This is a genomic window from Pseudomonas sp. McL0111 (assembly GCF_052567255.1).
Window position 1 is genome coordinate 5,853,037 of record NZ_CP199585.1, and the last position, 15,427, is coordinate 5,868,463.

At 59.4% G+C, this 15,427-nt stretch carries 10 protein-coding genes; 6 read left to right on the top strand and 4 right to left on the bottom strand.

Annotated elements, in window-relative coordinates:
• Positions 1–234: 234 nt before the first annotated feature.
• The gene (gene smc, locus ACTWLJ_RS26285) at positions 235–3,723 is read right to left on the bottom strand and encodes a chromosome segregation protein SMC (RefSeq protein ID WP_445179087.1); all 3,489 of its coding nucleotides are present in this window, start codon (positions 3,721–3,723) and stop codon (positions 235–237) included.
• Positions 3,724–3,725: 2 nt separating this feature from the next.
• Positions 3,726–4,385 (bottom strand): GntR family transcriptional regulator, encoded by a 660-nt coding sequence (locus ACTWLJ_RS26290; RefSeq protein WP_401216035.1) that lies wholly within the window; start codon positions 4,383–4,385, stop codon positions 3,726–3,728.
• Positions 4,386–4,653: 268 nt separating this feature from the next.
• On the opposite strand from ACTWLJ_RS26290, the gene xdhA reads away from it, so the two are divergent.
• From xdhA to guaD, 4 genes are all read left to right on the top strand, one after another.
• Complete coding sequence (gene xdhA / locus ACTWLJ_RS26295) at positions 4,654–6,108, top strand: xanthine dehydrogenase small subunit (protein WP_445179088.1); 1,455 nt, start codon at positions 4,654–4,656, stop codon at positions 6,106–6,108.
• Positions 6,101–8,500: a xanthine dehydrogenase molybdopterin binding subunit gene (gene xdhB / locus ACTWLJ_RS26300; protein ID WP_445179089.1), complete on the top strand. Its 2,400-nt coding sequence runs from the start codon at positions 6,101–6,103 to the stop codon at positions 8,498–8,500. Before xdhA ends, xdhB begins: the two co-directional genes overlap by 8 nt.
• A 141-nt stretch (positions 8,501–8,641) precedes the next feature.
• Positions 8,642–9,499, top strand: coding sequence for a xanthine dehydrogenase accessory protein XdhC (xdhC, locus tag ACTWLJ_RS26305; protein ID WP_401216032.1), 858 nt, complete (start codon positions 8,642–8,644; stop codon positions 9,497–9,499).
• Between the two features lie 13 nt (positions 9,500–9,512).
• Positions 9,513–10,817 carry a guanine deaminase gene (gene guaD, locus ACTWLJ_RS26310; protein WP_445179090.1) on the top strand — a complete coding sequence of 435 codons (1,305 nt, stop codon included), beginning with the start codon at positions 9,513–9,515 and terminating at the stop codon, positions 10,815–10,817.
• A gap of 179 nt (positions 10,818–10,996) precedes the next feature.
• Here guaD and ACTWLJ_RS26315 read toward each other — a convergent pair whose 3' ends face one another.
• The gene (locus ACTWLJ_RS26315) at positions 10,997–11,761 is read right to left on the bottom strand and encodes a GntR family transcriptional regulator (protein ID WP_401216030.1); all 765 of its coding nucleotides are present in this window, start codon (positions 11,759–11,761) and stop codon (positions 10,997–10,999) included.
• Positions 11,762–12,116: 355 nt separating this feature from the next.
• Here ACTWLJ_RS26315 and ACTWLJ_RS26320 point away from each other — a divergent pair, with 355 nt between their 5' ends.
• On the top strand, positions 12,117–13,307 hold the full coding sequence (locus tag ACTWLJ_RS26320; RefSeq protein ID WP_401216029.1) for a benzoate/H(+) symporter BenE family transporter: 1,191 nt from the start codon (positions 12,117–12,119) through the stop codon (positions 13,305–13,307).
• Between the two features lie 46 nt (positions 13,308–13,353).
• Here ACTWLJ_RS26320 and ACTWLJ_RS26325 read toward each other — a convergent pair whose 3' ends face one another.
• Positions 13,354–13,698 (bottom strand): YggL family protein, encoded by a 345-nt coding sequence (locus ACTWLJ_RS26325; protein WP_445179091.1) that lies wholly within the window; start codon positions 13,696–13,698, stop codon positions 13,354–13,356.
• Between the two features lie 234 nt (positions 13,699–13,932).
• Between ACTWLJ_RS26325 and dacB the strand changes: the two genes are divergently transcribed.
• A complete protein-coding gene (gene dacB / locus ACTWLJ_RS26330; protein WP_401216027.1) occupies positions 13,933–15,393 on the top strand; it encodes a D-alanyl-D-alanine carboxypeptidase/D-alanyl-D-alanine endopeptidase in 1,461 nt (486 codons plus the stop codon).
• Positions 15,394–15,427: the final 34 nt, after the last annotated feature.

Sequence of the window (15,427 nt, forward strand, 5' to 3'; positions counted from 1 at the left end):
GCTGAAAAATAAGGGGTTTACAGTGTGCAAACCGCTTTAAAACGTGGCGCCAACTCTATGTTCTGACAGGCGTTTTGCCCACGTATACGAAAAATTGACATTAAACTAGCACGACCAAAGACAACTTTACACCGTCTGTCACATTGGCTTGCGCGAATATGTCGATTGGCCAGCAAGTCAAAGCCGGTAAAAATGTCCTACAGACCATTAATACCTTTCCGACAACGCCCCGGCTCAGGCATCCACCATCGCCATCGCCTCCTCGACATCCACGGCTACCAGTCGCGAACAACCCGGTTCGTGCATCGTCACACCCATCAGTTGATCGGCCATTTCCATGGCGATCTTGTTGTGGGTGATATAGATGAACTGCACGGTCTGCGACATCTCTTTAACCAATCGTGCGTAACGTCCAACGTTAGCGTCATCCAGTGGCGCGTCAACTTCATCGAGCATGCAGAACGGCGCCGGATTCAATTTGAAGATCGCAAAAACCAGAGCCAATGCAGTCAGGGCTTTTTCGCCACCGGAGAGCAAATGGATGGTGCTGTTCTTCTTTCCTGGCGGCTGCGCCATGATCGTTACCCCTGTATCGAGTAGATCTTCGCCCGTCAGTTCCAAATACGCCCGGCCACCACCGAAAACTTTTGGAAAAAGTGCCTGTAAACCGCCATTGATCTGATCAAAGGTATCTTTGAAACGGTTGCGCGTTTCCTTGTCGATCTTGCGGATGACGTTTTCCAGGGTATCCAGCGCCTCGACCAAATCGTCGTTTTGCGCATCCAGATAACGTTTACGCTCGGATTGTTGCTGGTATTCGTCGATGGCCGCGAGGTTGATCGCGCCCAGGCGTTGAATCCGCGCGTTGATCCGTTCGAGTTCTTCTTCGGCTTCGCGTTCACTCGACTCGGCAGTTAATGTGCCGAGCACGCCATGTAAATCGTAGCCGTCTTCGAGCAGTTGATCCTGCAAGGCTTTACGGCGCACGGTCAGGGCTTGCCATTCCATGCGTTGCTGTTCGAGCTGGCCGCGAATCAACTGCGATTGCTGCTCGGCCTGAGTCCGGCGTTTTTCCGCTTCGCGCAGTTCGCGGTCGGCATCTTCGAGGGCGATTTGCGCGGTCTTCAGTTCCTCGTCAACGCTCATGCGTTTGTCGAGCAACTCTTCAAGTTTGAGACGCAGCTCTTCCAGCGGCGCCTCGCCCTCTTCCAGATTCAGACTCAGCTGTTCGCGTTTTTCCGTGAGTCGCTCGGACTGCATTTCCAGACGTTCCAACGCCTGTCGCGTGGAGTCGTGTTGAGCGCGCAACGAGCCCAGACGCACCGCCAACTGGTGCGCGTGATCTTTGTGCTGGCGAGCTTCCTGACGCACTCGATCAAGACGTTCGCGCAAGCTGTCGCGCTGAGCCAAGAGCAATTCGCGCTGCTCGGTGTCGACGGCCATGGCATCGAGGGCGTCCTGCAATTGCAGGCGCGCTTCGCCGATGCTTTCGTGTTCCAGCTCACGTTGCTCGCCGAGTTCGACCAGTTCTTCATCGAGACGGGAACGACGCAAGGTCAGTTGCTCGGCCTTGGCTTTACCGGCCGACAACTGAGCTTTCAATTCGCCTTGCTGGCGAGCTTCGTCTTGCAGCAAGCGACGCAGATGTTCGCGGCCGTTTTCCTGCTGACGCTGTTGTGCGCGCAGGGTTTGCAGACGATTTTCCATCGACTCGACAGTGGCTTCGCGCTCTTCGCGTTCGAGATGCAAAGCCTCGATTTCCTGACCACGGGCGAGCATGCCGCTTTCAGCTTCGCTGGCGCGGCGCACCCGCAGGAAATGCCGACCGACCCAATAACCGTCACGGCTGATCAGACTTTGCCCGACGCTCAACTGACCGCGCTGCGCCAAGGCCTGCTCAAGGCTGTCGACCGGTTTGACCTGCCCGAGCCACGGCGACAGATCAATCGACGCCTCGACCTTGTCCAGCAAACTACCCGCCACACGCACACCGTCGGTGGCGGGACTGAGCAGACGCAAATCACCTTGGGTGAACCCGGACAAATCGAAGCCGCTGAAATCGTCGACCAGCACCGCTTGCAGATCGGCGCCGAGCACGGTTTCCACCGCCAGTTCCCAACCGGCCTCGACCTTCAGGCCTTCGGCCAGACGTGGGCGTTCGGCGAGGTGCTGATCACGCAACCATTCGGCAGTGCCGGTGCCCGGATCGAGCGCGGCTTGCTGCAAGGCTTCCAGCGATGCGAGTCGGCCATTGAGCCGCTGCAGATCGCCCTGCGCCTGCTGCTGCGCGGTCAGCGCTTGCTGCAATTCCTGACGCAGTTGTTCGAGTTTTTCGACCTGTGCTTCTTCACTGGTCTGCAAATCTTCCAGTGTCGCTTCGGACTCGGCGAGCTGCTCGCTGAGTTCCATGATCGCTGCGTCTTCCGGGTCAGCCGAGAGCAAGGCGCGCTCTTCGCCCAGACGCTTTTGCCGATCCGCCAGACGCTCCATGCTGGTTTCCAGCTGCTGTATGCGTGACTGCTGCACTTCGGCCTGACGCCGGGGTTCGGCGGCGGTCAGGTTGAAAGTGTCCCACTGCTCCTGCCAGCCGTGCATGACGGATTCGGAGTCTTCCAGCGCGGCGGCGGCTTCTTCGGCGGCGGCGCTGGTGACTTCCTGCTCGGGGACGAGCATGTCCAGCTCTTCGCCGAGGGTCAGCAGCAACGTGCGGTCGTGGCCAAGGTGCGATTCGGTTTCCAGTCGCGCGCGTTCGGCTTCTTTCAAGTCGTCTTGCAACTGACGCAAACGTTGCTGGCCGTGCTGAATGCTCTGCTCGACCCGGGCGATGTCGCCGCCGACCGAATAGAAGCGCCCCTGCACCAGATTGAAGCGTTCGGACAGGTCATGGTGACCGTCGCGCAGGCGTTCGATGGCAGCGTCGGCGTTGCGTTGTTCGGCGACCAGCGCTTCGAAACTGATTTCCTGGTTGCCGATGACCGACTCGCGCTGGCCGACCTGATCGTTCAGATCCTGCCAGCGCAGGGCCGACAGTTGCGCCTTGAGCTGACGCTCCTCGGCTTTGAATTCCTGATACTTCTCGGCGGCCTGGGCCTGGCGGTGCAAACGTTCGAGCTGGCGCTCAAGCTCGTCGCGCAGGTCGGTCAGACGGGCGAGGTTCTCGTGAGTGCGGCGGATACGGTTTTCAGTCTCGCGCCGACGCTCCTTGTACTTGGAGATGCCCGCCGCTTCTTCGATGAAGTTGCGCAGGTCTTCGGGCTTGGACTCGATCAGCTTGGAGATCATCCCCTGCTCGATGATCGAGTAGCTGCGCGGGCCGAGGCCGGTGCCGAGGAAGATGTCGGTGATGTCGCGACGACGGCATTTGGTGCCGTTGAGGTAATACGTGGTCTGGCTGTCGCGGGTGACTTTACGGCGAATGGAAATTTCCGCGTAGGCCGCGTACTCACCGAGCAGCGTGCCGTCGGAGTTATCGAATACCAGCTCGATGCTCGCCTGGCTCACCGGTTTGCGGCTGGTCGACCCATTGAAGATGACGTCGGTCATCGACTCGCCACGGAGGTTCTTCGCCGAACTTTCGCCCATCACCCAGCGTACGGCGTCGATGATGTTCGACTTGCCGCAACCGTTCGGCCCGACGACCGCCGCCATGTTACTGGGGAAGTTCACCGTGGTCGGGTCGACGAAGGATTTGAATCCCGCCAGTTTGATGCACTTGAGCCGCACGCTTAGGCGACCGTCAGGGCAGACACCACCAGATCGCAACTGCGCTGGGCGTATGCCGTCAGCACGATGCGGATCTGCGGCAAATCACGGGCGAGCACAGCGGCCAGCAGGCGTTCGAACAGTTCGAGGAACTCGCTCATCTCCGCCTTGCGCTGTTCGAGGGCGAGGAAGTACGCACGGCTCATGGCCGGTTGCAGGTTCTCGACGGTCTCTTGCAGGTACGGGTTGTTGGCGAACGGATACGCGGCACGCATCACATTGAAGCTGTCGTCAACGAAAGTGCGGATGTCCTGACGCTCGTAGCTGGCGGTCAGGCGCTGCTGGATCTGCACGAACGGCGCCATGTCGGCCTGGGTCTGCCAGCCGTTGGCCACCGAGTTGCCGAGCAGAATGTACAGCTCGCTCATCAACGTGCACAGGCTCTGCACCTTGTGCGCTGTCAGTTCGGTGACGTGGGCACCACGACGCGGCAGGATCGCGATCAGATGACGGCGTTCGAGGATCAGCAAGGCTTCGCGAACCGAGCCGCGACTGACATTAAGTGCCAGCGTGACCTTCTGTTCCTGGATGCGCTCTCCTGGCTTCATTTCGCCACGAATGATCCGTTCGGCGAGGTGGTGAGCGATTTGCTCGGCGAGGCTGTCCGGCGCCTTGAACGTCATGGTTGTCCTTCAAACTTTTTCGATCTGCACAAGCGGCGCAGTGTAGCGCAATTGCAGGCTCATGGCGGAGTGCCCATACAGCGGTTTTTGGCACGATTCCCGCAAAAAAGCGCTTGATCCATTGAGGGTCAATACTGAATAGACAGGTTGTTGATCGGCAAATGTGATTTTCTTGACCTTTAAGTCAGAAAATCATTGACCGAAAAGTCAGAGCTGATAAATTCGGCTCAAGTGGGTTAACAACAATAATGAGTCTGCGAGGCCTTCCGTGATCCAGTTTTTACTAAACCAGGAACTCCGTAGCGAGCACGCCCTGGACCCGAACCTGACCGTGCTCAATTACCTGCGTGAACACGTAGGCAAATCCGGCACTAAAGAAGGCTGCGCCAGCGGTGACTGCGGCGCATGCACTGTAGTGGTCGGCGAGTTGCAAACGGATGACGATGGCCGCGAACACATTCGCTATCGCAGCCTCAACTCGTGCCTGACCTTTGTTTCGTCGCTGCACGGCAAGCAATTGATCAGCGTCGAGGACCTCAAACACAAAGGCGAACTGCACAGCGTGCAGAAAGCCATGGTCGAGTGCCATGGTTCGCAGTGCGGCTTCTGCACGCCCGGCTTTGTGATGTCACTGTTTGCACTGCAAAAGAACAGCGATGCACCGGATCATGCCAAAGCGCACGAAGCGCTGGCCGGCAACCTTTGCCGCTGCACCGGCTACCGGCCGATTCTGGCGGCTGCCGAGCAATCCTGCTGCGGCAAGCAACCGGATCAGTTCGATGCCCGTGAAGCCGAGACCATCACCCGCCTCAAAGCCATCGCCCCGACCGAAATCGGTGAGCTGAACAGTGGCGACAAGCGTTGCCTGGTGCCGCTGACCGTGGCCGATCTGGCCGATCTCTACGACTCTTATCCACAGGCGCGGCTGCTGGCCGGCGGCACCGATCTGGCGCTGGAAGTCACGCAGTTCCACCGCACCCTGCCGGTGATGATCTACGTCGGCAACGTCGCCGAAATGAAGCGCATCGAGACCTTCGACGACCGCATCGAAATCGGCGCCGCCGCTGCCCTCTCCGACTGCTACGAAGCGCTGAACACCGAGTACCCGGACTTCGGCGAATTGCTACACCGCTTCGCCTCCCTGCAAATTCGCAATCAGGGCACCCTCGGCGGCAACATCGGCAACGCCTCGCCGATTGGTGACTCGCCGCCCCTGCTGATCGCCCTCGGCGCGCAAGTCGTGCTGTGCAAGGGTGAAACCCGCCGCACGCTGAACCTCGACGATTACTTCATCGACTACAAGGTCACTGCGCGTAAGGAAAGCGAGTTCATCGAAAAAATCATCGTGCCGCGTGCCAGCGCCGAGCAGCTGTTCCGTGCCTATAAAGTCTCCAAGCGTCTGGACGACGACATCTCCGCTGTCTGCGCCGCATTCAACCTGCGCGTGGAAAACGGTGTGATCACCGACGCACGCATGGCGTTTGGCGGCATGGCAGCGATTCCAAAACGTGCCGCACATTGCGAAGCCGTGCTGATCGGCGCGCCGTTCAACAGCGCCGTGGTCGAACGCGCCTGCGCCGCACTGGCCGAAGATTTCACGCCGCTCTCGGACTTCCGCGCCAGCAAGGAATATCGCCTGCTCAGCGCGCAGAACCTGCTGCGCAAATACTTCATCGAACTGCAAACACCGCACATCGAGACTCGGGTGACCGCTTATGTCTAACCATCACGCCGTAGAGAAGACTCAAGCTGAAATGGCTGAACTGTTCGCCGCCGACCTGACCAGCGGTGTCGGCCGCAGCGTCAAGCACGACAGCGCCGCCAAGCATGTGTCCGGTGAAGCGCAGTACATCGATGACCGTCTGGAATTCCCGAACCAGCTGCACCTTTATGCACGCATGTCGGACCGCGCTCACGCCCGGATCATCAGCATCGACACCAAGCCGTGTTATGCCTTCGAAGGCGTGCGCATCGCCATCACCCACGAAGACGTGCCGGGTCTGAAAGACATCGGCCCATTGATGCCGGGCGATCCATTGCTGGCCATCGACGATGTGCAGTTCGTCGGTCAACCCGTGCTGGCAGTCGCTGCCAAGGATCTGGAAACCGCGCGCAAAGCCGCGATGGCCGCGATCATCGAATACGAAGATCTGGAGCCGGTGCTGGACGTGGTCGAAGCCCTGCGCAAACGCCACTTCGTGCTCGACAGCCACACTCACCAGCGCGGCGATTCGGTCACTGCACTGGCGACTGCTGAACATCGCATTCAAGGCACGCTGCACATCGGTGGCCAGGAACACTTTTATCTGGAGACGCAAATCTCCTCGGTGATGCCGACCGAAGACGGCGGCATGATCGTTTACTGCTCGACGCAGAACCCGACCGAAGTGCAGAAACTGGTCGCCGAAGTTCTCGACGTGTCGATGAACAAAATCGTCGTCGACATGCGTCGCATGGGCGGGGGTTTCGGCGGCAAGGAAACCCAGGCCGCCAGCCCGGCGTGCCTGTGCGCCGTGGTTGCGCACCTCACCGGCCAGCCGACCAAGATGCGCCTGCCGCGTGTCGAAGACATGCTGATGACTGGCAAGCGACACCCGTTCTACGTCGAGTACGACGTCGGCTTCGACAGCACCGGGCGCCTGCACGGGATCAACATGGATCTGGCCGGTAACTGCGGCTGCTCGCCGGACCTGTCGGCGTCCATCGTTGACCGGGCGATGTTCCACTCGGACAACTCGTACTATCTCGGCGATGCGACCATCAACGGTCACCGCTGCAAGACCAACACCGCGTCGAACACCGCGTACCGTGGTTTTGGTGGCCCGCAAGGGATGGTCGCGATTGAAGAAGTGATGGACGCCATCGCCCGTCACCTGCACCTCGATCCGCTCGCGGTGCGCAAAGCCAACTACTACGGCAAGACCGAGCGCAACGTCACCCACTACTACCAGACGGTCGAGCACAACATGCTCGAAGAGATGACCGCCGAACTGGAAGAAAGCAGCCAGTATTACGAGCGCCGCGAAGCGATCCGCCGCTATAACGCCAACAGCCCGATCCTGAAAAAAGGTCTGGCACTGACCCCGGTGAAATTCGGCATTTCCTTCACCGCCAGCTTCCTCAACCAGGCCGGCGCGCTGATCCACATCTACACCGACGGCAGCATCCATCTGAACCACGGCGGCACCGAAATGGGTCAGGGCCTGAACACCAAAGTCGCGCAGGTCGTGGCCGAAGTATTCCAGGTCGAAATGGACCGCGTGCAGATCACCGCGACCAACACCGACAAGGTGCCGAACACCTCGCCGACCGCCGCTTCCAGCGGTGCCGACCTAAACGGTAAAGCCGCACAGAACGCCGCTGAAATCATCAAGCAGCGACTGGTGGAATTCGCTGCCCGGCATTACAAGGTCAGCGAAGAAGACGTCGAATTCCACAACGGCCACGTGCGGGTTCGTGACCACATCGTGACCTTTGAAGCGCTGATTCAACTGGCGTATTTCAATCAGGTTTCGCTGTCGAGTACCGGCTTCTACAAGACCCCGAAAATCTACTACGACCGCAGCCAGGCCCGTGGCCGTCCGTTCTACTATTTCGCCTTCGGCGCGGCGTGCTGCGAAGTGATCGTCGACACGTTGACCGGCGAGTACAAGATGCTCCGCACCGATATCCTCCACGATGTCGGCGCCTCGCTGAACCCGGCCATCGACATCGGTCAGGTCGAGGGTGGTTTCATCCAGGGCATGGGTTGGCTGACCATGGAAGAACTGGTCTGGAACAACAAAGGCAAGCTGATGACCAACGGCCCGGCCAGCTACAAGATCCCGGCCGTGGCGGACATGCCGCTGGACCTGCGAGTGAAGCTGGTCGAGAACCGCAAGAACCCGGAAGACACGGTGTTCCATTCCAAGGCTGTCGGTGAGCCGCCGTTCATGCTCGGCATCGCCTCGTGGTGCGCGATCAAGGATGCGGTGGCGAGTCTGGGTGATTACAGGCATCAGCCGAATATCGATGCGCCGGCGACCCCGGAACGGGTGTTGTGGGGTTGTGAGCAGATGCGCCAGTTGAAGGCTGCGAAGCCTGTGGAAGCTGAAGCCGAGTTGGCTCCGCTCTAAACCGAGGCGCGTCTATCGCTAGCAGGCTAGCTCCCACAGGGATTTGTGGTGTTCGCAGAATCCGGGGGCAACACAAAACCTGTGGGAGCTGGCCTGCCAGCGATGAGGCCCGAACAGACAACAGTGATGTCGAGGTGAAACATGTATAACTGGATCGACGCCCTCGCCGACCTGCAGAACCAGGGCGAACCCTGCGTTCTGGTAACCATCATCGAAGAGCTTGGCTCGACGCCGCGTAATGCCGGCTCGAAAATGGTCATCAGCGCCCGGCAGACGTTCGACACCATCGGTGGCGGACATCTGGAATACAAAGCCATGCAGATCGCCCGCGAAATGCTCGCCAGCGGCAAGCAGGACACGCATCTGGAGCGCTTCAGCCTCGGCGCCAGCCTCGGCCAGTGCTGCGGCGGCGCGACGGTGCTGTTGTTCGAACCGATGGGCCAGGTGCAGGCGCAGATCACTGTATTCGGCGCGGGCCATGTCGGCCGCGCACTGGTACCCTTGCTCGCCAGCCTGCCGTGCCGCGTTCGCTGGATCGACTCGCGGGAAGAAGAATTCCCCGAGCAGATTCCCCACGGCGTGCGCAAAATCGTCGCAGAAGAACCTGTGGATGAAATCGATGACCTGCCTGCCGGCAGCTATTACATCGTCATGACCCACAACCATCAGCTGGACCTGGAACTCACTGCCGCGATCCTCAAGCGCAACGACTTCGCCTACTTCGGCTTGATTGGTTCGAAAACCAAACGCGCCAAGTTCGAACATCGCCTGCGTGATCGCGGTTTCGACAGTAGCGTCGTGCAACGCATGCGCTGCCCGATGGGCATCGGCGAAGTCAAAGGCAAACTGCCTGTGGAAATCGCCATCTCCATCGCCGGCGAAATCATCGCCACCTATAACGCCAACTTCGGCCAGCAAACCGCCAGCGCCGAACCGATTGCCAAACTGCTGCCGGTTTCCCGCCGCAGTCAGGCCGCCAAACTCAAAGCCTCAAACTGATTAGAGAACCCTCATGCCTCTGACTCGCAAAGCTTACCGCGCCGCCATCCTGCACAGCATTGCCGACCCCGCCGAAGTCGGGATCGAAGCCTCCTACGAGTATTTCGAAGATGGCCTGCTGGTGGTTGATGGCGGCAAGATCAGCGCCCTTGGCCACGCCAGCGACCTGCTGCCAACCCTGGCGGCAGACATCGAGATCAATCATTACCAGGATGCGCTGATCACCCCGGGCTTCATCGATACCCACATCCACCTGCCGCAAACCGGCATGGTCGGCGCCTATGGCGAGCAACTGCTGGACTGGCTCAACACCTACACCTTCCCGTGCGAAAGCCAGTTCGGCGACAAGGATCACGCCGACAAGGTTGCCGATATTTTCGTCAAGGAACTGCTGCGCAACGGCACCACCACCGCGCTGGTGTTTGGCAGCGTGCACCCACAATCGGTGAACTCGTTCTTCGAAATCGCCGAGAAGCTTGATCTGCGGATGATCGCCGGCAAGGTGATGATGGACCGCAACGCGCCGGACTATCTGACCGACACCGCCGAATCCAGCTACGTCGACAGCAAAGAGCTGATCGAGCGCTGGCACGGCAAGGGTCGCCTGCACTACGCGGTCACCCCGCGCTTCGCGCCGACCAGCACCCCGGAACAACTGACCCTCGCCGGCCAGTTGCTCACTGAATACCCGGATCTGTATATGCAGACCCACATCAGCGAGAATCTCAAGGAAATCGAGTGGGTCAAGGAACTGTTCCCTGAGCGCAAAGGCTATCTGGACGTTTACGACCACTACAAACTGCTCGGCGAGCGCTCGGTATTTGCTCACGGCGTACACCTGTGCGACGACGAATGCGCGCGTCTGGCGGAAACCGGTTCGGCGATTTCGTTCTGCCCGACCTCGAACTTCTTCCTCGGCAGCGGCCTGTTCAACCTGCCGATGGCCGAGAAACACAAACTGAATGTCGGTCTGGGTACTGACGTGGGCGGCGGCACCAGTTTCTCGCTGCTGCAAACCCTGAACGAAGCCTACAAGGTGATGCAGCTGCAAGGTGCGCGCCTGAGCCCGTTCAAATCGCTGTATCTGGCGACGCTGGGTGGCGCTCGCGCGCTGCGTCTGGAAGAGAAGATCGGCACCCTGCAACCGGGTAGCGACGCGGACTTCCTGGTGCTGGATTACAACGCCACGCCGCTGTTGAGCTATCGCTTGAAGCAGGCTAATAACATTGCCGAGTCGTTGTTTGTGCTGATGACGCTGGGGGATGACCGCACGGTTGCGCAGACTTATGCGGCGGGTGCTTTGGTGCATCAGCGCTGAGTTTTTCCCAGGCATAAAAAATCCCCCAGTGCTTTACAGCCTGGGGGATTTTTATTGCCTGTCAGATAGTCATCGCTGGCAAGCCAGCTCCCACAAGGTTTTGTGGTGCCACAAAGTTTGAATCCTGCACAGATCCTGTGGGAGCTGGCTTGCCAGCGATTGGGCCAACTCGGTCTCGCTTAAAGCTTGGCGCTCGGACGCCCCGGCTTCTTGGTCTGCAACAGGTGCGAGAACACCGCATGCAGATCATCCGAAGCACTTTCCTCGTCGAGGTTGAGCTTGCTGTCGATGTGATCCATGTGATGCATCATCAGGTCCACCGCCCGCTCACCGTTGCGCGCTTCGATGGCGTCGATCAACTGGGTGTGCTCGTCATAGGAGCAGTGCGAACGGTTGCCGCTTTCATACTGGGCGATGATCAGCGAAGTCTGCGACACCAGGCTGCGCTGGAAGCTGATCAGTGGCGCATTCTTCGCCGCTTCCGCGAGTTTCAGGTGGAATTCGCCCGACAGACGAATACCGGCGCCGCGATCACCACGGGAGAAGCTGTCGCGCTCGTCGTTGACCATCTGGCGCAACTCGGCGATCTGCTCGGCCGTGGCATGCTCCACAGCCAGTTCAGTGATGGCGCGCTCGACCAGACGACGGGCGAGGAACACTTGACGTGCCTCTTCGACGCTCGGACTGGCGACGACCGCACCGCGATTCGGCCGCAACAGCACCACGCCTTCATGCGCCAGACGCGACAGGGCGCGGCGAATGATGGTGCGGCTGACCCCGAAAATTTCCCCCAGCGCTTCTTCGCTCAATTTGGTGCCGGGCGCCAGACGCTGTTCGAGGATAGCCTCGAAGATATGCGCGTAGACAATATCGTCCTGGGTTCCGCTGCGGCCGGCTTTGCCTGCTCGCGGTTGTTTCTTGAGGGGTTGCAACTGTTCGTTCATGGGCACTCGAGTCGGGAGAACTGCGGCGAATAGACCGTGACTGTAATACGGCACAGTAGGTCGCTGGCAAGTATCGCGTAAAAAACACGGCGATTGTACACAATGGACGGTGGCAACACGACTGTATGGCTGTTTGTGACCTCGGCTGTATTGCAACGATCCGTTACGATTGAGTTTAGGCTTGATCGCAGAATCCGCCGCTAGAGCACTATCCCTGTAGGAGTGAGCCTGCTCGCGATAGCGTCAGCTCAGTCAACTTTCATGTTAAATGACGCACCGCTTCGCGAGCAGGCTCACTCCCACAGGGTTTTACGTTGCGGCGGACATCTTCATCTGTACAAGGAACACCGCTGTCATGAACGACGCCACCCACACCCAATTGCGCCCGTTGGCCGACACTTCGCCCTCGGCCATCGTTGCCGGGTTCATCGCGATGATGACCGGTTACACCAGCTCGCTGGTGCTGATGTTTCAGGCCGGGCAAGCCGCCGGCCTGACCAGCGGGCAGATTTCCTCGTGGATCTGGGCGATTTCCATCGGCATGGCGGTGTGCTCGATCGGCCTGTCGTTGCGCTATCGCACGCCAATCACCATCGCCTGGTCAACACCGGGCGCTGCGTTGCTGATCACCAGCCTTGGCGGCGTCAGTTACGGCGAAGCCATCGGCGCCTATATCACCTGCGCAGTGCTGGTGACTATTTGCGGCCTGACCGGCAGCTTCGAACGACTGGTAAAAAAGATCCCGGCATCACTGGCGGCAGCGTTGCTGGCAGGGATTCTGTTCAAGATCGGCAGCGAGATTTTTGTCGCCGCGCAGCATCGCACCGGACTGGTGTTGGGGATGTTCTTCACTTATCTAGTGATCAAACGCCTTTCGCCACGTTACGCGGTGCTCGCCGCATTACTGATCGGCACTGCACTGTCGGGCTTCATGGGCTTGCTCGACTTCAGCGGTTTTCATCTGGAACTGGCGACCCCGGTGTGGACCACGCCGCACTTCTCGCTGGCCGCGACCATCAGCATCGGCATTCCGTTGTTCGTGGTGGCGATGACCTCGCAGAACATGCCCGGCATCGCCGTGTTGCGCGCCGACGGCTACAACGTTCCGGCTTCGCCGCTGATCACCACCACCGGTATCGCCTCGTTGTTGCTGGCGCCGTTCGGTTCTCACGGGATCAACCTCGCAGCCATCAGCGCGGCGATCTGCACCGGGCCGCACGCACACGAAGATCGCAACAAGCGCTACACAGCGGCGGTCTGGTGCGGGATTTTCTACGGGATTGCCGGGGTATTCGGCGCAACGCTGGCAGCGCTGTTTGCCGCATTGCCGAAAGAACTGGTGCTGTCGATTGCCGCGCTGGCGCTGTTCGGTTCGATCATCAATGGCTTGAGCATCGCCATGACCGAAGTGAAGGAACGTGAAGCGGCGTTGATTACCTTTATGGTCACGGCGTCAGGGCTGACACTGTTTTCCATCGGTTCGGCGTTCTGGGGGATTGTCGCGGGGGTGTTGACGCTGCTGATTCTGAACTGGCGCAAGGCCTGAAAAGCAAAAAAAAACGGCGACCCTCAGGTCGCCGTTTTTTTCAGTATCACTTAGCCGCGTTGATCGGCTTTTCCGGATACCAAACGTCCAGCAGCGGGCTGACTTCAGCCTTGGTCAGCTCGGAACGGGTTTTCAGCCAGGCTTCAACGGCAGCACGCTGCTCTTCGTTGACCGAGCCACGTTTCTGCAGGCAAACCAGACCGTAGTCGTCGCCGCCAACATAGCCCAGACCATTGGCTTCCATGGCTTCTTTGATGAATGCTTCGAGGAAAGCGTCAATGGCTTCTTCGGACAATTCTTCTTTGAAGTCCAGGTTCAGTTCGAAACCCAGCTCTTGGAATTCATCAACGCACAGTTTTTTGCGCAGACGCTGGGAACGGTTAGTCGCCATTGGAACAATCCTCTTAAGTAATAACGGCCGGCACTTTACCAGTTTAAGTCGTCGATTGCCCGCCTCTCTGGCCTGCATGGCCGACCGCCTGTAAAAAAAATAACGAATTGGCCACCCCGGGCACGGCACAAGCGGTTACACCTTGGGGCATAATGCCGACACTTTCATGACCACTGAGGGCTTTTTCATCCATGCCCTCGTTATTTTCCCCTCGACTGCAGGGTTCTATTTCACATGATCAAATCGTTGCGTCCTTTGTTGCTGGCCGGCCTTCTTCTTCCTTTGGCCCTGCCTGTCTCTGCTGCCACCATCAATACTTCCCTGACACCTAACGTCGAAAAAGCTCTCAAGGCCAGCAAGCTGCAACCCAGCGCCCTGTCGCTGGTAATGGTGCCGCTCGACGGCCCGGGCACGGCGACCGTGTTCAACGCCGACGTTTCGGTCAACCCGGCCTCGACCATGAAGCTGGTCACCACCTACGCAGCGCTGGAAATGCTCGGCCCCAACCATCAGTGGAAAACCGAGTTCTACACCGATGGCGACCTGAGCGGCGGCATCCTCAACGGCAACCTCTACCTCAAGGGTGGCGGCGATCCGAAGCTGAACATGGAAAAACTCTGGCTGCTGATGCGCGACCTGCGCGCCAACGGCGTAACTCAAGTCACTGGCGACTTGATTCTCGACCGCAGCTTCTTTATTCAGCCGCAACTGCCCGAATTCAACGATGACGGCAATGATGAGAACAAGCCGTTCCTGGTCAAGCCGGATTCGCTGCTGGTCAACCTCAAGGCCCTGCGCTTTGTCGCGCGCAATGACGGTGGCCGCGTGCTGATCTCCGTCGAGCCGCCGATTGCCAGCATCCACATCGAGAACACCGTCAAAGCCATCAACTCCAAGCAGTGCACGGGTGGCGTGCGCTACAACCCGGTGCCGCAAGCCGATGGCAGCGTGACCGTGACCGTCGCCGGCCAGTTGGGCGATGGCTGCAGCTCGCAGACTTATCTGTCTCTGCTTGATCACGCGACCTACACCGCTGGCGCAGTACGCGCGATCTGGAAAGAACTCGGCGGCAGCATTCAGGGCAAGGATCGTCTGGCAGCAACGCCGAGCAGCGCCAAACTGCTGGCCCGCGCCTATTCGCCGGATCTGGCGGAAATCATCCGCGACATCAACAAGTACAGTAACAACACCATGGCCCAGCAGTTGTTCCTGAGCCTCGGTCAGAAATTCCGCAACGAAGCCGACGGCGACGACGCCAAAGCCGCGCAGCGTGTAGTGCGTCAGTGGATGGCCAAGAAAGGCATCACCTCGCCGCATCTGGTGATGGAGAACGGTTCGGGCCTGTCGCGTGCCGAGCGTGTCAGTGCACGGGAAATGGCCAACATGCTGCAAGCCGCCTGGCACAGCCCGTACGCCGCCGAGTACATCAGCTCGCTGCCGATTGCCGGCACCGACGGCACCATGCGCAAACGCCTGAAAACCACGGCGATGCGCGGTGAAGCACACGTCAAGACCGGCACCCTGAACACCGTGCGGGCGATTGCCGGGTTCAGCCGCGACGTTAATGGCAACACTTGGGCCGTTGTGGCGATCCTCAACGACAAGGCTCCGTTTGGCGCATCGTCGGTGCTTGATCAGGTGCTGCTGGATCTGTATCGCCAGCCGAAACTGCCGCAGACCGCCTCAGTCCTCTAAACCCCAATAAACCTGTGGGAGCGAGCTTGCTCGC

Coding starts and splice junctions, on each gene's coding strand:
- ACTWLJ_RS26320 (WP_401216029.1), top strand. CDS start 12,117: ATGAACGACGCCACCCACACCCAATTGCGCCCGTTGGCCGACACTTCG.
- ACTWLJ_RS26315 (WP_401216030.1), bottom strand. CDS start 11,761: ATGAACGAACAGTTGCAACCCCTCAAGAAACAACCGCGAGCAGGCAAA.
- xdhB (WP_445179089.1), top strand. CDS start 6,101: ATGTCTAACCATCACGCCGTAGAGAAGACTCAAGCTGAAATGGCTGAA.
- xdhC (WP_401216032.1), top strand. CDS start 8,642: ATGTATAACTGGATCGACGCCCTCGCCGACCTGCAGAACCAGGGCGAA.
- ACTWLJ_RS26290 (WP_401216035.1), bottom strand. CDS start 4,385: ATGACGTTCAAGGCGCCGGACAGCCTCGCCGAGCAAATCGCTCACCAC.
- ACTWLJ_RS26325 (WP_445179091.1), bottom strand. CDS start 13,698: ATGGCGACTAACCGTTCCCAGCGTCTGCGCAAAAAACTGTGCGTTGAT.
- dacB (WP_401216027.1), top strand. CDS start 13,933: ATGATCAAATCGTTGCGTCCTTTGTTGCTGGCCGGCCTTCTTCTTCCT.
- guaD (WP_445179090.1), top strand. CDS start 9,513: ATGCCTCTGACTCGCAAAGCTTACCGCGCCGCCATCCTGCACAGCATT.